Here is a 21,155-nt window from a genome sequence, read left to right as displayed (position 1 = left end):
TAAGATACCCGCATAACGCGACAGGGTAAATATCTGGCTGCGTTTATCATTTCTATAAACCTTCACATGGCTATGGTTTATGGCAATTCATCATAAAAATCATCATCATGCATGTTATTGATTTGTCTTATTTTGTAAAAATATATCGTTCAAAAAACAAGCACATCTCTGTCAATTTTTTGCGTCATTTTCATCGTCCAGGCGACCTACACTTATCAGGCACTACCCGTTGTATTTATGAGGATGTCATTATGAAAAAGTGCCTCACACTACTGATTGCCACCGTCCTGAGCGGAATCTCTCTCACGGCTTATGCCGCGCAACCGATGAGTAACCTGGACAGCGGTCAGCTACGGCCCGCCGGTACCGTTTCGGCAACTGGCGCATCAAACCTAAGCGATCTGGAGGATAAACTGGCAGAAAAAGCGCGCGAACAAGGCGCGAAAGGTTATGTCATTAATTCCGCAGGCGGAAATGACCAGATGTTCGGTACTGCAACCATCTACAAATAACCCCACCAACGTAACTGCATTCGCCTCTGGATGCAGTTTTCGCCTGTTTTGTAATCAAAAAACATCAAATATGAACGCAATGTAAATAAATGTATTTCTTTTTCGCGCAATGGGTGATAGAAAATCGCGCCAAGTGATAATGCTTATCAAAATTATTATCACTTGCACGAACGCTATCACGGGATTAACAGTGGCATCGCATCCGCAGAGATGCTTTCTCGTGGCAGTGAAAATTTCAACATATAAGAAAAAGTCACCTGCAAAATGGAAAACAATCGCAATTTCCCTGCCAGACAATTTCATTCGCTCACGTTCTTTGCCGGTCTTTGTATTGGTATTACGCCTGTGGCACAGGCACTCGCCGCCGAAGGGCAAGCTAACGCGGATGACACGCTGGTTGTCGAAGCATCAACGCCTTCGCTTTATGCGCCACAACAATCTGCTGATCCGAAATTCTCGCGTCCGGTAGCGGATACTACCCGCACGATGACGGTGATTTCTGAACAAGTGATTAAAGATCAGGGCGCAACCAACCTTACCGACGCGCTCAAAAACGTCCCCGGCGTGGGTGCGTTTTTTGCGGGTGAGAACGGTAACTCCACCACTGGCGACGCCATTTATATGCGTGGTGCCGATACCTCTAACAGTATTTATATTGATGGCATTCGCGATATCGGCAGCGTCTCGCGCGACACCTTCAATACCGAGCAGGTCGAAGTAATTAAAGGGCCGTCCGGCACCGACTACGGGCGCAGCGCGCCGACAGGCTCGATCAATATGATCAGCAAACAGCCGCGCAATGATTCGGGCATTGACGCCTCCGCCAGTATTGGCAGCGCCTGGTTCCGCCGCGGCACGCTGGACGTCAATCAGGTCATTGGTGATACCACTGCGGTGCGCCTGAATGTAATGGGCGAAAAAACGCACGATGCCGGACGCGACAAAGTCAAAAATGAGCGTTACGGCGTCGCCCCTTCTGTCGCTTTTGGCCTTGGTACAGCGAATCGTTTGTATCTTAATTATCTGCATGTCACCCAGCACAACACGCCAGACGGTGGCATTCCGACTATCGGTTTACCGGGTTATTCTGCCCCATCTGCGGGAACGGCGGCCCTGAATCATTCCGGAAAAGTTGATACTCATCACTTTTACGGCACGGATTCCGATTACGACGATTCGACCACCGACACCGCTACCATGCGTTTTGAGCACGACATCAACGATAACACCACCATTCGCAATACTACTCGTTGGTCGCGCGTGAAGCAGGATTACCTGATGACGGCGATTATGGGCGGGGCGTCGAATATTACCCAGCCCACCAGCGATGTGAATAGCTGGACCTGGTCACGCACGGCGAATACTAAAGATGTAAGTAATAAAATTCTCACCAACCAGACCAACCTGACCTCGACGTTCTATACCGGTTCTATCGGTCATGATGTCAGTACCGGCGTGGAATTTACCCGTGAAACGCAGACTAACTACGGCGTTAATCCGGTGACGTTACCTGCGGTAAATATTTATCATCCTGACAGCAGCATTCATCCCGGCGGCCTGACGCGCAACGGCGCAAACGCCAATGGTCAGACGGATACCTTCGCAATTTACGCCTTCGATACGCTGCAAATCACCCGTGATTTTGAGCTGAACGGCGGGATCCGTCTGGATAATTATCATACTGAATATGACAGTGCCACCGCCTGCGGCGGCAGCGGGCGCGGTGCCATCACCTGCCCTGCTGGCGTGGCAAAAGGTTCTCCGGTCACCACCGTCGACACCGCCAAGTCGGGCAATCTGGTGAACTGGAAAGCCGGGGCGCTGTATCACCTGACGGAAAACGGCAATGTCTATATTAACTATGCCGTTTCCCAGCAGCCTCCGGGCGGCAACAACTTCGCCCTTGCGCAGTCTGGCAGCGGTAACAGTGCCAACCGCACCGATTTTAAACCGCAAAAAGCCAACACCAGCGAGATTGGCACCAAATGGCAGGTTCTGGATAAACGCCTGTTGCTCACCGCCGCGCTGTTCCGTACTGATATCGAAAATGAAGTTGAGCAAAATGATGACGGAACTTACTCGCAATACGGTAAGAAACGCGTCGAAGGCTATGAGATATCCGTGGCCGGGAATATCACTCCCGCGTGGCAGGTGATTGGCGGCTATACCCAGCAAAAAGCAACCATCAAAAACGGCAAAGATGTTGCCCAGGATGGTTCCTCATCGCTGCCGTATACCCCGGAGCACGCCTTTACCTTATGGAGCCAGTATCAGGCAACCGATGATATTTCCGTTGGTGCGGGCGCACGCTATATCGGCAGTATGCATAAAGGTTCTGACGGCGCGGTGGGAACGCCAGCGTTTACCGAAGGTTATTGGGTCGCCGACGCTAAACTGGGGTATCGGGTTAATCGCAATCTCGACTTCCAGCTAAACGTCTACAACCTGTTTGATACCGATTACGTCGCCTCAATCAACAAGAGCGGCTACCGTTATCACCCGGGCGAGCCAAGAACCTTCTTGCTCACGGCCAATATGCATTTCTGATTCAGATGTGGGGCGCAGGCCCCACTTTTTGGAGAACTTGTATGATGTACCACATTCCCGGCGTGCTATCGCCAAAGGACGTCGCCCGTTTTCGCGAACAACTGGAACAAGCCGAATGGGTGGATGGACGCGTCACCACCGGCGCACAAGGTGCGCAAGTTAAGAACAATCAACAGGTAGACACCCGCAGCACGTTATACGCCGCCCTGCAAAATGAGGTGCTGAACGCGGTTAACCAACATGCTTTGTTCTTTGCCGCGGCCTTGCCGCGTACCCTTTCCACGCCGCTGTTTAATCGCTATCAGAACAATGAAACCTATGGTTTTCATGTGGATGGCGCAGTACGCAGTCACCCACAAAACGGCTGGATGCGCACTGACCTTTCTGCCACGCTGTTTTTAAGCGATCCACAAAGCTACGACGGCGGCGAACTGGTCGTTAATGACACCTTCGGACAACATCGGGTAAAACTCCCGGCAGGCGATCTGGTGTTGTATCCCTCCAGCAGCTTGCATTGCGTGACACCCGTAACCCGCGGCGTACGAGTGGCATCATTTATGTGGATCCAGTCGATGATCCGTGATGATAAAAAGCGCGCCATGCTGTTTGAACTGGACAACAATATTCAGTCGCTGAAAAGCCGCTACGGCGAAAGTGAAGAGATCCTGTCGCTGCTCAATCTTTATCATAATCTGCTGCGGGAATGGTCGGAGATCTGACGCTTGAACTGCCCGAGTTCGTCCCTATATTAGCTACACTTAACTGTACAAGTATTGATATGGGGAGGACGATATGGCATCCGGTTGGGCTAACGATGACGCCGTCAACGAACAGATCAACAGTACAATTGAAGATGCGATTGCCCGCGCTCGGGGTGAAATTCCGCGTGGTGAAAGCCTGTATGAATGTGAAGAGTGCGGAGCCCCCATCCCGCAGGCCCGTCGGGAAGCCATTCCTGGCGTGCGCTTATGCATTCATTGTCAGCAGGAGAAAGATTTACAAAAACCAGCTTATACAGGATATAATCGCAGAGGTTCGAAAGACAGCCAGTTACGTTAACTACAACTGGCGGGATGTATAGCGAGTATAATTTGTATTTTGCGTGGCATTCCGTGCCTTTAACGCTGTCGTGACTGCCACGCTGCATAAAACAAGTCCATAAGTTCAACAAATAAATGGATTATCAGTATGTTAGATATCAATCAATTTATTTGAACAAGGCGGTCAATTCTCTTCGATTTTATCTCTCGAAAAAAAACGTGATACTCATCACATCGACGAAACAACGTCACTTATACAAAAATCACCTGCGAGAGATTAATTATGAAAACTATCAATACTGTTGTTGCTGCTATGGCTCTTTCAACTCTGTCATTTGGTGTGTTTGCCGCGGAACCGGTAACGGCATCCCAGGCACAGAACATGAATAAAATCGGCGTGGTTTCTGCCGATGGTGCATCCACCCTCGATGCCCTGGAAGCGAAACTGGCTGAGAAAGCTGCGGCAGCTGGGGCGAGTGGATACAGCATCACTTCTGCCACCAACAACAATAAATTAAGCGGTACTGCGGTAATTTATAAGTAATTCGTAAGCCGGATCAGGCGTTTACGCTACGTCCAGCACAAGTATTTCCCTGTCTGTTTGCCGACAGACGCATATGCTCTAACCCTCATTGATCCTATGTTACCCTTGTTTGCCCGTCCGCCACTGGACGGGCTTTTTTTTAGCTGGCTAACTGCTGACAGAAAGCCTGCAACGTCTCTTCCGGCATACCAATCTGCCGCGCCGCATCACAAATGGCCTGCCAGCTTCCCGCATCCAATGGAATCCCCTGCTCCTGCCGTTCGCGACGCGTGTTAACTTCCCACTCGCCCGGTAGCAAAATCGGCTTATCGTCATCATGCGGCGAGGCTTTCACCCACTCGGCAAAGGCTTCGGTCTGCGCGCTACAATCCGGCGCGCCGAACAGTTCCGGGTTGATGATGATAGTGGTCATGCAGTTAAGAATGGCATCGGGACTGGTTTGTAACGTTTCCTGATGCGTCGTTTTACCGCCAGAAAGCGCCCCACCAAGAATTTCACACATTGCTGCAAGGGCGTAGCCTTTATGTTCGGCAAAGGTCAACAGCGAACCCAACGGCGACTCCTGCATTACCGCCGGATTGGTCGTCGGCACGCCGTTAACGTCAATCAGGCAACCTGGCGGCACGGGGATACCTTTATGCCAGGCGACGCGGGTTTTGCCAAATGCGATGGCGCTGGTGGCGTAATCAAGCAACAGCGGGAAATTATCTTTACGAGGGAAAACCACACAGAACGGATTGGTGCCAAAGCGGCTGTCGCGACCGTGGAACGGCGCGACCATTGGAATACCGACCACGCTAACAAAGTGGATAGAGACAAACCCCGCCGCTGCACACTGCTCCGCCCAGTAACCGATACGGCCGATATGATGCGAGTTATGTAGCGCCACGGCAGCAATACCGTGCTGATGCGCTTTCTCAATCCCCAGCGCCATCGCTTCGTGTGCCGCGACCTGACCAAATGCGCGATCGCCATCAAGCGTAACCACCGCGCCCGCTTCTTTAACGATTTTGGCATGGTGGTTAATTTGCAGATGCCCCTGACTCCAGGAACGCACATAGCTTGGGATCATGCCAATACCATGTGAATCATGCCCTGCCAGGTTTGCCGCGATTAAATGATCGGCAACTAATTTCGCTTCTTGTTCCTCGCTACCCATCTGACGAAATACAGCCTGAATAAAACTGTGCAGCGTCTGAGCATCAAAGCGATGACCACTTTCCATGGTTAACTCCTGTTTATGTTATGTGTTTGTTGTTTTTTTATGCTGCACGCCGGGCGCGGGAAGGTCAATAAAGATGCAGGAATTTCATATTGCGGTGGGGTAAAAGCCGGATGACATGGCTCATCCGGCTGAGATGAAAATTAAAATGCCTGATTAACGCGCGCCAGGCCGTCGCTGATAGTTGCCGCTTCACCCGTAGCCACCAGGCAGCAAGCCATCTGGATTTTCAGCGATTCGGGAATCGGTTCGCAGCCAGCAAGGCAACGCTCAATCCACTGCGCCGTGGTTTCTGGGTCTTTTGCTTGTGGCAGTAACTCGCTACCAGCAGGGTCCTGTTTTTCATACAGCACCCGCATCCCTTCACGGTCAATGAGATTGATCTGCGGGCAGCGCTGCGGATTAGCATACACTTCGCCTTCAGTACCATGCATTAGTAGCGCCCGCCCGCCGATATCGCTAAAGAACTTCGCGACGCGTCCAATGTATTCCGGATGCGAAACGCTGGAAAGACGCAGTGCCTCACCTTCGGCAAATGGCGTCGCCAGTTTCGCCAGGGTATGTGCACTGTTACGCACGCCCATCCGCCAGCGCATCGCCAGTTGTTTTTCCAGCGGCGGGCAAAACGCGCCGACAGGCATAAACACCGGTTGATGTTCGTCGAGCTTCGCCTGCGCCTGCCCGCCGTGCAACGTTGGCGTAATACCCATCAGTTCGAAAATGGTTTCTGTCAGCACGCGGGTTGGATCTTCGCTAACCCCGTGAACCACCACAGGAAAACCGAGTTTATGCAGGAGAATCGCCAACAACGGCGTCAGGTTGGCCTGTTTACGCGCGCCGTTGTAACTGGGGATGACAATCGGCATCGGCTTGTCTGCAGGCGGCGTCAGCTTGATGGTGTGATTTTGCATGGCTTCGTAAAAGCCGAGCATCTCTGCTTCCCCTTCCCCTTTGATACGCAGCGCAATCAATACGCCGCCCAACTCAAGGTCAGGGACTTCACCATTGAGCATATGGGCATACAGACCGCGCGCAGTATCCCGGTCTAAATCGCGCGCGTGGTTTTTCCCGCGCCCGATCTCTTTAATGATTTTGCGATAGTCCATTTACGACTCCTTACCTGACTCACATCATTAACGCCGCCGACGGCGTGGGGATTTCGTTTTTTCTTTCTTTTTAACTATACCTTCAGGGACTTCCGGTTGCTCTATCGGAAATACCGGTAATGCATCCAGTAGCCGCTTGCCGTAGTTTTTGGTGAGCAAGCGTTTATCGTAAATCACCACTTCGCCCCAGCAACCGTGGCTTCGAATCAGTCGCCCAACCTGCTGAATCAGGTTAAACGAGGCGCTCGGCAGGCTTTGCACCTCAAACGGATAGCGGTTGAGGCTTTTCAGCCATTCCCCTTCGGTGATCACCACCGGGCTGTCGATGGGCGGAAAAGCGATTTTGTGGATATGCACCTGGCTGAGCAGATCGCCTTTCAGATCAAGCCCTTCGGCAAATGACTGTAAGCCCACCAGCACGCTGCGCTCACCGTTGGCGACGCGTTTGCGGTGCAGTTCAACTAAACGGTAACGCGGCTGATCGCCCTGCACCAGCAACATCAGACGTAAATCCGTCACATAATCGAGAAAGCGCTGCATCGCCCGTCCGCTGGCAAACAGTACCAACATACCGAGATGTTTTTTGCTCTCCACCTGCTCACGGAAAAAGGCCGCCATTTCGGCAATATGCTGCTCTTCGTTGTCGATGGAAGGCTCAAAGCGCATCCGGGGAATAACAATTTTGCCCTGTTCGCAATGGTTGAAGGGGGAATCCAGCGCCACAAAACGGTCGCCCGCTTTCTCTTTCAGCCCGCTCATCTCCTGCAAACGCGAAAAACTGTTCAGCGAACGCAAGGTTGCGGAGGTGACAATAATGTGCGGAATACTGCGCCACAGCAGCCTTTCCAGCTGATCGCTGACACGTATTCCCACGCAGTGAAACCAGAGATGCAGCTGCCCTTCGCGCTCTTCCCGCGTCGCCCATTTGGTCACCGGCGCACCGGAAGATTGCGCCAGAGACGCCAGCCGCCAGAGTTTGCTTTGCGCCTCGAACATCCCCAACGCGCGGTTCATCTGCAAAATCAACCGATGCAGGCGTACAATGTCATGGCTGCCGGTTTTCTCACTTAAATCGTTAAGAAATAACTCCGCCAGACCACGCAGCATCTCGGTGAGTTTTGCCAGCCGCTGGCAGATCTCCAGCACTTCATCAGGCAGTTCGCCCATCGCAAAACGGTGCTCTGCCTCCTGCCCGGCAGGCATGTAGAGGTTGAGAATGTTGTTTAACGAGGCGATAAGCTCATACAACTCTTCACAATGGGCATTTAAACGCTCGGGGATCGCCAGCGGTGGGATGGTCTTCGGGCGAAACTGCTCCATACAGGTAGCGACCAGTTTCGTGAACAAGTCCAGCTGTAGCCGATACCAGGGCGCGGTGATTTCGGCGCTCATCTCCAGCGCATCCCGCGCCACATCTGGCAGGTGATGACCTTCGTCCAGCACCAGCAGTAAATTTTTCGGGTCAGGCAATACGGCTTCGCTTTCCATCGCCGCCATCACCAGCGCATGGTTTGCCACCACCACTTCCGCTTCCTGAATTTCCCGACGAGCGACAAAAAACGGGCATTCGCGATAGTAATAACAGTTGCGGTTGAGGCAGCTGGCTTTGTCGGTACTCAACCGACGCCAGAGATCATCATCAATGGCGATATCCGTATGATCGCGCAGACCATCCCATTTATAAGTGTCGAGATCGCCCTTCAACTTTGCACAACGCTTTTGCTCTTCCTGATTGTTCGGCGTCAGCTCGTCGTCAAGAAACGCCAGCAGATCCTGTTGCGTGGGTTCAGTACTGGCAAGCGCTGTCAGATTACGCGGGCAAACGTAGCGCCCACGCCCAAAAGCAGCGGTGAATTTAAGATCGGGAATGATCTTTTTCAGCAATGGTAAATCTTTGCTGTAGATCTGATCCTGCAACGCCACGTTGGCGGTACTCACCACCAACGTTTTTTGCTCTTCGCGGGCAATGGCGATGCCGGGAATCAAATAGGAGAGCGTTTTCCCAACGCCGGTGGGTGCTTCAATCGCCAGATGCCGCCCTTCTTCTCCGGCCAGCGTTTTGGCGACGTCCGCAATCATCTGCCGCTGCGGCGCACGGGGAATAAAGTCGGGGATCTGTTCCTGAAGCGCCTTATACCAGGCGGCAATTTGCGCTTTAAGCGCGGCGGTTAATGCCATGAGAAAACCTGAAATACTGTATAAACAGCCAATATTGTGGCATTTTTCGGTTTTCAGGGGTAATGGTTTTTCTGTTTCTGGAAAGCGGCTCGCAAACACGCCCTCTCGCAATATATTTGATTGAAAGTTCGACGGCACGGTGAGCGCCAGTATTCAGGGCAGAAAACAGCAAGTGATACCGCATTTCGTGGTTACACTTGCTGCCGTCATCGCTTCGCAGGGACCGGTATTGCCCGCCATGGCCTGAGCCAGGACCCTCAATGCCATTATTCAGTTGCGATCTTTACAGCCATGCGTCTGGCGTCCACTCGGATAAAACTTTAGAAAAACGATATTGTGCGTAGCGGACCATATCACGATATAACGAACTTATACGCAACTGGTTGGCCTCTTCATTAGACAGATTATTGAAATCAAGCAACACCGCTTTGTATGTATTAAAAGTTTGACTGCTTATCATACTTTCATCTAAAGAATGAGCTTTCGCCAATAAAGAAAATGCATAACGTTTTAAAGTTTTTGACGCATCAGGAATACCGTTAAAGACATTACTGTGAGAAATATTTGCAAATACGGCAGACAGGCAGAAAAATATTTTAGACTTATCACTTTCACTGGCCTCTTTGAGATCCAGCATCGTTAATAGATTAGCGTAATGTTTATCTTTCAGAGTATGCTTTTGCCATTGGTCTGAATCGGTCATCAAAGAGGAAAATAATGATTTAAATTCTGTCGGTTGATTATCCGATTCTGGCACAAAGTCTGTTTTTCGCATTATTGCTGACATAAATACATCACGAATATAACCTTTCAATCCAAGAGCATTGAGAATCAATTGGTGTTTCTTATTTTTCTGCGCATATTCCCATCCTTTTGCAAATAAAGGAAATGCACGCGTACAAATCGTTTCTGGATCATCTCTGACATCTTCATGGGTATCCTGCAAAGATGGATATATAGAGTAATTATTCCAGATAGTCTTTTTCTTAACCTCTGGCTCAAGCATTGAGATTAACGCCTGGTGCGATAAGCGCATTACTCGCCCAGAGTTATCGGATGATAACAGGATATAACATTTATTATCTTTGTCTAACAATCCTTGCTGCTCATTGAAATTCAATTTTATTTCTTCAGTAACGAATTGTTTTATTTCAGGTAATACAAGATAATTGTGATAAAGGTCAAATGCTAAGTTTTTCTCTTCAACACTTCCGTTTTCAAAAAGCAAATCAATAAATTGAATAAATCTATAATTTTCAGAAACCATCAACTCTGGTTTCTTTAAAAAGAGAGCATGGAAAAAGTTAATTATTTCCGCATCGTTACTCAGATTTTTATTTCTGAAGTAGCACAGATACGTATCCAATGCGCGCATAACAAGTTCATGATCGCTATTAAGTGGGGATTTTAATAATTTTGCTATTATGGACGATGGGAATGCCACTATGTCCCGCAGCGCGAAGAGTTCCATGCCATCAGTTAATTGCGTTAACAAATCTTTTACTGTTTGTATGTTATCAGTATTTTCATTGAAAGATTCGTCTACCAGAGAATCCAGTTTTTCTATCATTCCTCCGATAACAAATATATCTTTTTCGCTCTCCACATCATGATTAGACATTTCATCGACGATATCTTTAACTTTACTATCACTTTCAAATAGTTTTTCTCTCACACCATTATTGGCGTTTACTGCAGAAGTCGCATCATAATAGGATGGCGGAATAATAACAGAGAATTCGTTAGTGAATATAGAATGATATACAAGATTATCATCATTCAATTTCTCGCCAACGTTTAGCGAATTAACATTCCTCAGAATATGCATCTCAATCTGACTGTCAGAAAGACTTTTAGAAAAACCACTACCTTCAGTCAGTTCAATTTTCATCCTGAGTATTTTATTTTTGAGATCGGAAAATGTATTTACATAGGGAATAAAAACATCTGACAAAGTAGAGTTGCTTTTCTTTCCATTAATATTATCTATTCGGACGGTGATCCCTTTTTCATCATGAGGAATTGCATCATTCATATTTATAGAGATAACATTTTCATGTCTGGATTGCCCGGTTTTAATCGTCATATTGATATCGTTTGCGCTGATCTCCGAAATCTCACTGACGAATTTTTTAAATGCATTATAGCGCTGGTGGCCAGCATTAAATTTGCCAAATGAAACATAATATGCGAAATGTTCAAGGAAACCATGTAATTCCAGTAAATTAACCGGGTCAGAACCCTGCACCATATTTAATAACATCGTCGCATAACCATTGCATTTTGAACAATCCATACACCGCTCCTTTGCACTTGAATGATCTGCGAATCATAAGCCTGGCAAAATGGGGAATCTTACAGAAATCGCTCATTTTTAACTTTTCGTACTGCAAGCTCAGGATCAACCGGGTTATGAAAGTCTGCTGCTGTACGGATCTAAACAGGCTGGCAATCAATCTTTCTATCAATAAGCAGAAATGAGCGATTTTTGATAGTTAATTTAAATTACTTCATTGTAATACTTTGATTATCTATAGCTTGCACATAATGATTACTTATTATTTTTATCAATTTCAATTTGACGTATTAAAGGAGTTAATATGCATAATTTGTTTGAGCAGTGGCCATTATTTAAACCTAACACACCAGGCAATTCCAACTATTTCCCTGACAACTTATCTATTACAGATATGGTTTTCTGGTTCGATAACAATGCCAAAAAACTGTTAGATGTTATTAAAAAAACCACGAACCATGAACAAAAGCAAATGTTCATTCAGCATTTAACATCAACCTTATATAATAACAAGGTATTAAACAATCCTTATCATTTAGAACCGCAAAAAATCTCGAATGAGCAGATAGCCTTACCAATAATTAATATTTTATATGATAACTCTGACGTATTTCATAAAGAAAGCATTTTGTTTTTTTCACAATTATTTATAAAAAATATCGAACTTTTCGATATAAATACTCCGGAAGATTTAATGATTTTTGATAGTCCCGATGCATCTTCTATTTTTGATACCCAGGGATACCTCTCGACGTATCATGTTCAGCCAGATTTACTCGATTATAAGAACAAAATAATCATCCTTTTGGTTAAATTTCTTAATCATATTAATGAGGCAAATAGCAAATACAAAACTGCGGAAAAGAAAGAATTCTATAACAAGTTAGTGGCACCACTACGCTATATAAATAACGACGGAAATAAAATATTGATATTAAATTATCTTATAACGAACATCTTTACATCCACAAATTCAAATCCTGATGGTTTGCTCTTTGATGCTATACTGGATATTGCACATAACTCCGTTTACAGAGGATATTTAAATCAACATAGTTTAATCAGGCATCGCTGCGTCCAACACGCACTGATTAACATCATCTCAAAACAAACAGATATTGACTTAAAAATAAAATGGATAAAAGATATAGTTTTAGTGTTGAAGTTACAACATGATGATTTATCGAAATGTATCAGCCCACTTATTTTCGCTATTGAATCGATAAAAACAACCAGCATTAACGACACGACAATTAAAACCTCTTCGCAAATATTAAAACTGCATAATTATATGGAGATGTGTTATACACTTTTTGATAGCTATCCAAATTTAATCACTGAATGTAATGACTTATTCACGGATTGTATTTCTATTGTTACTCAGTACGATCTGAGAGGATATTTTAGCAGACTTTTTGAGATGATAGAGATTACTGATAATGAAACTAAAAAGAATACAACTGCTTTTTTAATTAGCAGAATTGAATCCCGGCATTTGTATCAACCTAAAATTGCCGCTCAATCTTTGAAATTGTTATTGAATACAGATATTCCTTATGCATATTCATCATTGCCAACATTGCTTAATATTCTACAAAAAACAGTTTATGAACCGGGGCATCTGGAGTTACTCGATAAAGTGTTAAAGTTATGTGCCAAAAATATTCAGGCGTCAGAATTTGATAGTTTATTAGAACTACTAAAAATATACGGTAATGAAACGACTGCACACTTTATTTTGCTTAGGGAGATAGTCGGATACACTATAGACAATGAAAATAATAAAATCAGGGACAGAATCAAGCTAATACTGAATCACATATCTCATAATAATTTCCCAGATGATGAACAAACTCTTTATGCAATAGCATGTTTATTCCAGACTTTCCCAGAATTTGTTTATGAATATCAACCAATGTTATTAACAATAATTCAGATTGCAAGAAGAAATAATTTCATTGCCATTTTAGATACACTAGATAGATCATAAAGCAAATTTATTAAAACAATAAAATCAGACATGTCATGCATGTCTGACCGTGTTACCTGAATAATGGGCAAAAGCCTGTGATACTCTTTTGCCCTTACATGGTATTACTGCGCAGCAGCAGGTTTACGCGGACGGCGGCGACGTTGTTGTTCGCCTGCCGGTTTGGCATCGCCGAGGCGGCGAGACGGTTTTTCTGCAGGTTTCGCGCTTGCAGATTTTGCGCCACCTTCCCCACGGCGTGGTTGCTGTTGACCGCGACCACCACCTTGCCCACGACCGCCGCCGCCACGTTGCTGGCGACCGTTCTGGATCGGTTCGGCTTTGATTGACGGGTCCGGCTCATAGCCCGGAATCGCAATGCGCGGGATCTCTTTTTTCAGCAGTTTTTCGATATCACGCAGCAGTTTGTGTTCATCAACACACACCAGCGACAACGCTTCACCGGTAGCAGCCGCACGACCGGTACGCCCGATACGGTGGACATAATCTTCCGGTACATTTGGCAGTTCATAGTTGACGACGTGCGGCAACTCTTCGATATCCAGACCGCGCGCAGCGATATCGGTCGCCACCAGTACGCGAATGTCACCCGATTTAAAATCAGCCAGCGCACGGGTACGCGCACCTTGCGATTTATTCCCGTGGATCGCCGCACTGCGGATGCCATCTTTATTGAGCTGTTCAGCCAGATGGTTAGCGCCATGTTTGGTACGGGTAAACACCAGCACCTGCTGCCAGTTCCCTTTCCCAATCATATGCGACAGCAATTCGCGTTTGCGTTTCTTATCAACAAAGTGAACATGCTGGGTCACCTGATCAGACGCGGTATTGCGGCGTGCCACTTCGATTTCCAGCGGGTTGTGCAACAGTTTTTCCGCCAGAGCTTTAATATCGTCAGAGAAGGTCGCGGAGAACAACAGGTTCTGGCGCTTCGCAGGTAGTTTTGTTAACACGCGACGGATATCGTGGATAAAGCCCATGTCGAGCATGCGGTCAGCTTCATCGAGGACGAGGATTTCAACCTGATCCAGCTTCACCGCGTTCTGATGTTCCAGGTCCAGCAGACGTCCCGGCGTTGCCACCAGCACATCAACGCCGCCGCGCAGCTTCATCATCTGCGGGTTAATGCTGACACCGCCAAACACCACCAGCGAACGAATGTTCAGGTATTTGCTGTAATCACGGACGTTTTCGCCAATCTGCGCCGCCAGTTCACGGGTCGGGGTAAGAATGAGCGCACGTACCGGACGACGCCCTTTGGCGTGCGGCTGGCGAGTGATCAGGTGTTGCAACAGCGGCAGCGTAAAGCCCGCTGTTTTTCCGGTGCCGGTCTGGGCACTGGCCATCAGGTCGCGGCCTTCCAGCACCGCAGGGATCGCCTGCTGCTGAATAGGGGTGGGTTCACGGTAACCCTGCTCGGCAACGGCGCGCAGGATATCAGGGCTTAAACCCAAAGAATCGAAAGACATAACTACTCCGAACCGCCCCGACCGTTACCGGTGTAGTTTTCAGGGAGATACTGAAAAGGAAAATGACAAAAACCACAATGTCATGAGGGAGCGGAGTGTAGCAGTTTTTGTGACGCAGCGCATAAATTATCCCTGTGACTGGCGTTGCTAAAATTCCTGGTCATACTGGACAACTCCCATATGGAGTCATAATCTTAATCAATCATTTGATTAAGAATGGACTGTGCGATGAATAATCCTGCCATGACAATCAAGGGTGAACAGGCGAAAAAACAGCTGATTGCTGCCGCACTGGCGCAGTTTGGTGAATATGGAATGAACGCCACCACCCGCGAGATAGCCGCCCAGGCCGGGCAGAATATCGCAGCCATCACCTACTACTTCGGTTCGAAAGAGGATTTGTACCTCGCCTGCGCCCAGTGGATTGCCGATTTTATTGGCGAGCAGTTCCGTCCGCACGCCGAAGAGGCCGAACGCTTGTTCGCACAACCACAGCCAGATCGGGCTGCCATCCGTGAACTGATCCTTCGCGCCTGCAGAAACATGATTAAGCTGCTCACCCAGGATGACACCGTCAACCTCAGCAAATTTATCTCCCGTGAGCAGCTCTCTCCCACGGCAGCCTACCACCTGGTGCACGAACAGGTGATTAGTCCGCTACACAGCCACCTTACACGCCTGATTGCCGCCTGGACCGGCTGCGACGCTAGCGATACCCGCATGATCCTTCATACCCATGCGTTGATTGGTGAGATTCTGGCGTTTCGTCTTGGCAAAGAAACCATTTTGTTACGTACCGGCTGGACCGCGTTCGATGAAGAAAAGACCGAACTGATCAACCAGACGGTGACCTGTCATATTGACCTGATTTTGCAAGGATTATCGCAAAGGAGTTTGTAGTGATGAAAAAACCTGTCGTGATCGGACTGGCGGTAGTGGTACTTGCCGCCGTGGTTGCCGGAGGCTACTGGTGGTATCAAAGCCGCCAGGATAACGGCCTGACGCTGTATGGCAACGTGGATATTCGTACGGTGAATCTTAGTTTCCGTGTTGGGGGGCGCGTTGAGTCGCTGGCGGTGGACGAAGGTGATGCGATCAAAGCGGGCCAGGTACTGGGCGAACTGGATCACAAGCCGTATGAGATTGCCCTGATGCAGGCGAAAGCGGGTGTTTCGGTGGCGCAGGCGCAGTATGACCTGATGCTTGCCGGGTATCGCGATGAAGAAATCGCTCAGGCCGCCGCAGCGGTGAAACAGGCGCAAGCTGCCTATGACTATGCGCAGAACTTCTATAACCGCCAGCAAGGACTGTGGAAAAGCCGCACCATTTCGGCAAATGACCTGGAAAATGCCCGCTCCTCGCGCGACCAGGCACAGGCAACGCTGAAATCAGCACAGGATAAATTGCGTCAGTACCGTTCCGGTAACCGTGAACAGGACATCGCTCAGGCGAAAGCCAGCCTCGAACAGGCGCAGGCGCAACTGGCGCAGGCGGAGCTGAATTTACAGGACTCAACGTTGATAGCACCGTCTGATGGCACGCTGTTAACGCGCGCGGTGGAGCCAGGCACGGTTCTCAATGAAGGTGGCACAGTGTTTACCGTTTCACTAACGCGTCCGGTGTGGGTGCGCGCTTATGTTGATGAACGTAATCTTGACCAGGCCCAGCCGGGGCGCAAAGTGTTGCTTTATACCGATGGTCGCCCGGACAAGCCGTATCACGGGCAGATTGGTTTCGTTTCGCCGACTGCTGAATTTACCCCGAAAACCGTCGAAACACCGGATCTGCGTACCGACCTCGTCTATCGCCTGCGTATTGTGGTGACCGACGCCGATGATGCGTTACGCCAGGGAATGCCGGTAACGGTGCAATTCGGTGACGAGGCAGGACATGAATGATGCCGTTATCACGCTGAACGGCCTGGAAAAACGCTTTCCGGGCATGGACAAGCCCGCCGTCGCACCGCTCGACTGCACCATTCACGCCGGTTATGTGACGGGGCTGGTGGGGCCGGATGGTGCAGGTAAAACCACGCTAATGCGGATGCTGGCGGGATTACTGAAACCCGACAGCGGCAATGCCACGGTGATTGGCTTTGATCCGATCAAAAACGACGGCGCGCTGCACGCCGTGCTCGGCTATATGCCGCAGAAATTCGGTCTGTATGAAGATCTCACGGTGATGGAGAATCTCAATCTGTACGCAGATTTGCGCAGCGTCACCGGCGAGGCACGGAAGCAAACTTTTGCTCGCCTGCTGGAGTTTACGTCTCTTGGCCCGTTTACCGGACGCCTGGCGGGCAAGCTCTCCGGTGGGATGAAACAAAAACTTGGCCTGGCCTGTACCCTGGTGGGCGAACCGAAAGTGTTGCTGCTCGATGAACCCGGCGTCGGTGTTGACCCTATCTCACGGCGCGAACTGTGGCAGATGGTGCATGAGCTGGCGGGCGAAGGGATGTTAATCCTCTGGAGCACATCGTATCTCGACGAAGCCGAGCAGTGCCGTGACGTGTTACTGATGAACGAAGGCGAATTGTTGTACCAGGGAGAACCGACGGCCCTGACACAAACCATGGCCGGACGCAGCTTTCTGATGACCAGTCCACACGAGGGCAACCGCAAACTGTTGCAACGGGCATTGAAACTACCGCAGGTCAGCGACGGCATGATTCAGGGGAAATCGGTACGTCTGATCCTCAAAAAAGAGGCCACACCAGACGATATTCGCCATGCGGACGGGATGCCGGAAATCAACATCAACGAAACTACGCCGCGTTTTGAAGATGCGTTTATTGATTTGCTGGGCGGTGCCGGAACCTCAGAATCGCCGCTGGGTGCAATATTGCATACGGTGGAAGGTACACCTGGCGAGACGGTGATCGAAGCGAAAGAACTGACCAAGAAATTTGGTGATTTTGCCGCCACCGATCACGTCAACTTTGCCGTCAAACGCGGGGAGATTTTTGGTTTGCTGGGGCCAAACGGCGCGGGCAAATCGACCACCTTTAAGATGATGTGCGGTTTGCTGGTGCCGACTTCCGGCCAGGCGCTGGTGCTGGGGATGGATCTGAAAGAGAGTTCTGGGAAAGCGCGCCAGCATCTCGGCTATATGGCGCAAAAATTTTCGCTCTACGGCAACCTGACGGTCGAACAGAATTTACGCTTTTTCTCTGGCGTGTATGGCTTACGCGGTCGGGCGCAGAACGAAAAAATCTCCCGTATGAGCGAGGCGTTCGGCCTGAAAAGTATCGCCTCCCACGCGACCGATGAACTGCCATTAGGTTTTAAACAGCGGCTGGCGCTGGCCTGCTCGCTGATGCATGAACCGGACATTCTGTTTCTCGACGAACCGACGTCCGGCGTTGATCCCCTCACCCGCCGTGAATTCTGGCTGCACATCAATAGCATGGTAGAGAAAGGCGTCACGGTGATGGTCACCACCCACTTTATGGATGAAGCGGAATATTGCGACCGCATCGGCCTGGTGTACCGTGGGAAATTAATCGCCAGCGGCACACCAGACGATTTGAAAGCGCAGTCGGCCAACGATGAGCAACCCGATCCCACCATGGAGCAAGCCTTTATTCAGTTGATCCACGACTGGGATAAGGAGCATGGCAATGAGTAATCCGATCCTGTCCTGGCGTCGCGTGCGGGCGCTGTGCGTCAAAGAGACACGGCAGATCGTTCGCGATCCGAGTAGCTGGCTGATTGCGGTAGTGATCCCACTGCTACTGCTGTTTATTTTTGGTTACGGCATTAACCTCGACTCCAGCAAGCTGCGGGTCGGGATATTGCTGGAACAGCGTAGCGAAGCGGCGCTGGATTTCACCCACACTATGACCGGTTCGCCCTACATCGACGCCACCATCAGCGATAACCGTCAGGAACTGATCGCCAAAATGCAGGCGGGGAAAATTCGCGGTCTGGTGGTTATTCCGGTGGATTTCGCCGAACAGATGGAGCGCGCCAACGCCACCGCACCGATTCAGGTGATCACCGACGGCAGTGAGCCGAATACCGCTAACTTTGTGCAGGGGTATGTCGAAGGGATCTGGCAGATCTGGCAAATGCAGCGAGCGGAGGATAACGGGCAGACTTTTGAACCGCTTATTGATGTACAAACCCGCTACTGGTTTAACCCGGCGGCGATTAGCCAGCACTTTATTATCCCCGGTGCGGTGACCATTATCATGACGGTCATCGGCGCGATTCTCACCTCGCTGGTGGTGGCGCGAGAATGGGAACGCGGCACCATGGAGGCTCTGCTCTCTACGGAGATTACCCGCACGGAACTGCTACTGTGTAAGCTGATCCCTTATTATTTTCTCGGGATGCTGGCGATGCTGCTGTGTATGCTGGTGTCAGTGTTTATTCTCGGCGTGCCGTATCGCGGGTCACTGCTGATTCTGTTTTTTATCTCCAGCCTGTTTTTACTCAGTACCCTGGGGATGGGGCTACTGATTTCCACGATTACCCGCAACCAGTTCAATGCCGCTCAGGTCGCTCTGAACGCGGCTTTTCTGCCGTCGATTATGCTTTCCGGCTTTATATTTCAGATAGACAGTATGCCCGCGGTGATCCGCGCGGTGACGTACATTATTCCCGCACGTTATTTCGTCAGCACCCTGCAAAGCCTGTTCCTCGCCGGGAATATTCCAGTAGTGCTGGTGGTGAACGTACTGTTTTTGATCGCTTCGGCGGTGATGTTTATCGGCCTGACGTGGCTGAAAACCAAACGTCGGCTGGATTAGGGAGAAGAGCATGTTTCATCGCTTATGGACGTTAATCCGCAAAGAGTTGCAGTCGCTGCTGCGCGAACCGCAAACCCGCGCGATTCTGATTTTACCCGTGCTGATTCAGGTGATCCTGTTCCCGTTCGCCGCCACGCTGGAAGTGACCAACGCCACCATCGCCATCTACGATGAAGATAACGGCGAGCATTCGGTGGAGCTGACCCAACGTTTTGCCCGCGCCAGCGCCTTTACCCATGTGCTGCTGCTGAAAAGCCCGCAGGAGATCCGCCCAACCATCGACACACAAAAGGCGTTACTCCTGGTGCGTTTCCCGGCTGACTTCTCGCGCAAACTGGATACCTTCCAGACCGCGCCGTTGCAGTTGATCCTCGACGGGCGTAACTCCAACAGTGCGCAAATCGCCGCCAACTACCTGCAACAGATCGTCAAAAATTATCAACAGGAGCTGCTGGAAGGAAAACCGAAACCCAACAACAGCGAGCTGGTGGTACGCAACTGGTATAACCCGAATCTCGACTACAAATGGTTTGTGGTGCCGTCGCTGATCGCCATGATCACCACTATTGGCGTGATGATCGTCACTTCACTTTCTGTTGCCCGCGAACGTGAACAAGGTACGCTCGATCAGTTACTGGTTTCGCCGCTCACAACCTGGCAGATATTCATCGGCAAGGCCGTACCGGCATTAATTGTCGCCACCTTCCAGGCCACCATTGTGCTGGCGATTGGTATCTGGGCGTATCAAATCCCCTTCGCCGGATCGCTGGCGCTGTTCTACTTTACGATGGTGATTTACGGTTTATCGCTGGTGGGATTCGGTCTGTTGATTTCATCACTCTGCTCGACACAACAGCAGGCGTTTATCGGCGTGTTTGTTTTTATGATGCCCGCCATTCTCCTTTCCGGTTACGTTTCGCCGGTGGAAAACATGCCAGTATGGCTGCAAAACCTGACGTGGATTAACCCTATTCGCCACTTTACGGACATTACCAAGCAGATTTATTTGAAGGATGCGAGTCTGGATATTGTGTGGAATAGTTTGTGGCCGCTACTGGTGATAACGGCCACGACAGGGTCAGCGGCGTACGCGATGTTTAGACGTAAGGTGATGTAACTTCTTATCTTTCGCCAGCAAAGACACTACCGCCGGGCCGGCAAGGATTGCCAGCCCTGCAATTGCCAGCAAAAAGTTGTTTTCCAGTACACGGGACAATAGCCACAGCACAATCAGCGCTGCGCCAAAATACCAGGTCGTGGTCAGCTCTTCCAGGACGTCTGCCACCTCACGCCAGCGTTGCTCGGGGTGGCGCTGAAACACCAGCATCATCACTACCGTGACACAATACAGTGCGCATAATCCCACGCCGACGTGAACCAGAGTCTTACTCATCCAGCCCACCACCAGCAGCGCCACTACCAGTAAATGCAACATAATCTGCCAGCAACTTAGACCAGTTGCGACACGAACACGTTGTTGCCACTTCATGGCTTCTCT

Annotated in this window: 18 protein-coding genes; 11 read left to right on the top strand and 7 right to left on the bottom strand. The window is 49.5% G+C overall.

The annotated features are described in order from the left end of the window. Positions 1–251: 251 nt before the first annotated feature. The 5 genes from mcbA (at position 252) to ybiJ (ending at position 4,643) form a co-directional block, all read left to right on the top strand. The gene (gene mcbA, locus ACJHX3_RS10815) at positions 252–512 is read left to right on the top strand and encodes a DUF1471 family periplasmic protein McbA (protein WP_000710619.1); all 261 of its coding nucleotides are present in this window, start codon (positions 252–254) and stop codon (positions 510–512) included. Between the two features lie 264 nt (positions 513–776). After that, positions 777–3,059: a catecholate siderophore receptor Fiu gene (locus ACJHX3_RS10810; protein WP_000430002.1), complete on the top strand. Its 2,283-nt coding sequence runs from the start codon at positions 777–779 to the stop codon at positions 3,057–3,059. A gap of 41 nt (positions 3,060–3,100) precedes the next feature. Continuing rightward, complete coding sequence (gene ybiX, locus ACJHX3_RS10805; RefSeq protein ID WP_000990146.1) at positions 3,101–3,778, top strand: PKHD-type hydroxylase YbiX; 678 nt, start codon at positions 3,101–3,103, stop codon at positions 3,776–3,778. A 73-nt stretch (positions 3,779–3,851) separates the two neighbouring features. Next, positions 3,852–4,118 carry a C4-type zinc finger protein YbiI gene (gene ybiI, locus ACJHX3_RS10800; RefSeq protein ID WP_000146357.1) on the top strand — a complete coding sequence of 89 codons (267 nt, stop codon included), beginning with the start codon at positions 3,852–3,854 and terminating at the stop codon, positions 4,116–4,118. A 264-nt stretch (positions 4,119–4,382) separates the two neighbouring features. Continuing rightward, positions 4,383–4,643 carry a DUF1471 family protein YbiJ gene (gene ybiJ, locus ACJHX3_RS10795; protein ID WP_000849301.1) on the top strand — a complete coding sequence of 87 codons (261 nt, stop codon included), beginning with the start codon at positions 4,383–4,385 and terminating at the stop codon, positions 4,641–4,643. Between the two features lie 13 nt (positions 4,644–4,656). Here the strand turns inward: ybiJ and ybiE are convergent, their stop codons facing one another. The 5 genes from ybiE to ACJHX3_RS10770 all read right to left on the bottom strand — a co-directional run bounded on the left by ybiE (position 4,657) and on the right by ACJHX3_RS10770 (position 11,445). Next, positions 4,657–4,716: a protein YbiE gene (gene ybiE / locus ACJHX3_RS10790; protein ID WP_211180490.1), complete on the bottom strand. Its 60-nt coding sequence runs from the start codon at positions 4,714–4,716 to the stop codon at positions 4,657–4,659. A 66-nt stretch (positions 4,717–4,782) separates the two neighbouring features. Further along, positions 4,783–5,868: a hydroxycarboxylate dehydrogenase HcXB gene (gene hcxB / locus ACJHX3_RS10785; protein ID WP_024216622.1), complete on the bottom strand. Its 1,086-nt coding sequence runs from the start codon at positions 5,866–5,868 to the stop codon at positions 4,783–4,785. A 140-nt stretch (positions 5,869–6,008) separates the two neighbouring features. Continuing rightward, on the bottom strand, positions 6,009–6,971 hold the full coding sequence (gene ybiB, locus ACJHX3_RS10780) for a DNA-binding protein YbiB (protein ID WP_024216621.1): 963 nt from the start codon (positions 6,969–6,971) through the stop codon (positions 6,009–6,011). Positions 6,972–6,998: 27 nt separating this feature from the next. Further along, positions 6,999–9,149 (bottom strand): ATP-dependent DNA helicase DinG, encoded by a 2,151-nt coding sequence (gene dinG / locus ACJHX3_RS10775; RefSeq protein ID WP_001218654.1) that lies wholly within the window; start codon positions 9,147–9,149, stop codon positions 6,999–7,001. Positions 9,150–9,432: 283 nt separating this feature from the next. Then, a complete protein-coding gene (locus ACJHX3_RS10770) occupies positions 9,433–11,445 on the bottom strand; it encodes a Non-LEE-encoded type III secreted effector (protein WP_024044703.1) in 2,013 nt (670 codons plus the stop codon). A gap of 304 nt (positions 11,446–11,749) precedes the next feature. Here ACJHX3_RS10770 and ACJHX3_RS10765 point away from each other — a divergent pair, with 304 nt between their 5' ends. Beyond that, a complete protein-coding gene (locus ACJHX3_RS10765) occupies positions 11,750–13,435 on the top strand; it encodes a hypothetical protein (protein ID WP_000551719.1) in 1,686 nt (561 codons plus the stop codon). A 104-nt stretch (positions 13,436–13,539) separates the two neighbouring features. Here the strand turns inward: ACJHX3_RS10765 and rhlE are convergent, their stop codons facing one another. After that, positions 13,540–14,904: an ATP-dependent RNA helicase RhlE gene (gene rhlE / locus ACJHX3_RS10760; RefSeq protein ID WP_000007101.1), complete on the bottom strand. Its 1,365-nt coding sequence runs from the start codon at positions 14,902–14,904 to the stop codon at positions 13,540–13,542. 228 nt (positions 14,905–15,132) lie between these two features. On the opposite strand from rhlE, the gene cecR reads away from it, so the two are divergent. Genes cecR through ACJHX3_RS10735 form a run of 5 tightly spaced genes read left to right on the top strand, consistent with a single transcriptional unit; the run spans position 15,133 to position 20,774 of the window. Beyond that, a complete protein-coding gene (gene cecR / locus ACJHX3_RS10755; protein ID WP_001295890.1) occupies positions 15,133–15,804 on the top strand; it encodes a DNA-binding transcriptional regulator CecR in 672 nt (223 codons plus the stop codon). A gap of 2 nt (positions 15,805–15,806) precedes the next feature. Continuing rightward, positions 15,807–16,802 (top strand): secretion protein HlyD, encoded by a 996-nt coding sequence (gene hlyD, locus ACJHX3_RS10750; RefSeq protein ID WP_000743444.1) that lies wholly within the window; start codon positions 15,807–15,809, stop codon positions 16,800–16,802. Then, positions 16,795–18,531, top strand: coding sequence for an ATP-binding cassette domain-containing protein (locus ACJHX3_RS10745; RefSeq protein ID WP_001469071.1), 1,737 nt, complete (start codon positions 16,795–16,797; stop codon positions 18,529–18,531). The genes hlyD and ACJHX3_RS10745 overlap by 8 nt, the downstream gene beginning before the upstream one ends. Beyond that, positions 18,524–19,657 carry an ABC transporter permease gene (locus tag ACJHX3_RS10740; protein WP_000070131.1) on the top strand — a complete coding sequence of 378 codons (1,134 nt, stop codon included), beginning with the start codon at positions 18,524–18,526 and terminating at the stop codon, positions 19,655–19,657. The genes ACJHX3_RS10745 and ACJHX3_RS10740 overlap by 8 nt, the downstream gene beginning before the upstream one ends. Before the next feature lie 10 nt (positions 19,658–19,667). Continuing rightward, positions 19,668–20,774: an ABC transporter permease gene (locus ACJHX3_RS10735; protein ID WP_000469031.1), complete on the top strand. Its 1,107-nt coding sequence runs from the start codon at positions 19,668–19,670 to the stop codon at positions 20,772–20,774. Here ACJHX3_RS10735 and ACJHX3_RS10730 read toward each other — a convergent pair. Then, on the bottom strand, positions 20,736–21,146 hold the full coding sequence (locus tag ACJHX3_RS10730) for a YbhQ family protein (RefSeq protein WP_000871982.1): 411 nt from the start codon (positions 21,144–21,146) through the stop codon (positions 20,736–20,738). The two genes, ACJHX3_RS10735 and ACJHX3_RS10730, sit on opposite strands and share 39 nt — an antisense overlap. Between the last annotated feature and the right edge of the window lie 9 nt (positions 21,147–21,155).

It is taken from the genome of Escherichia sp. WS1265, assembly GCF_046487585.1.
Taxonomy (GTDB): Bacteria; Pseudomonadota; Gammaproteobacteria; order Enterobacterales; family Enterobacteriaceae; genus Escherichia; species Escherichia coli.
Note: the sequence above shows the minus strand (reverse complement) of the source record. Positions and strands in the feature narration are given on the sequence as shown.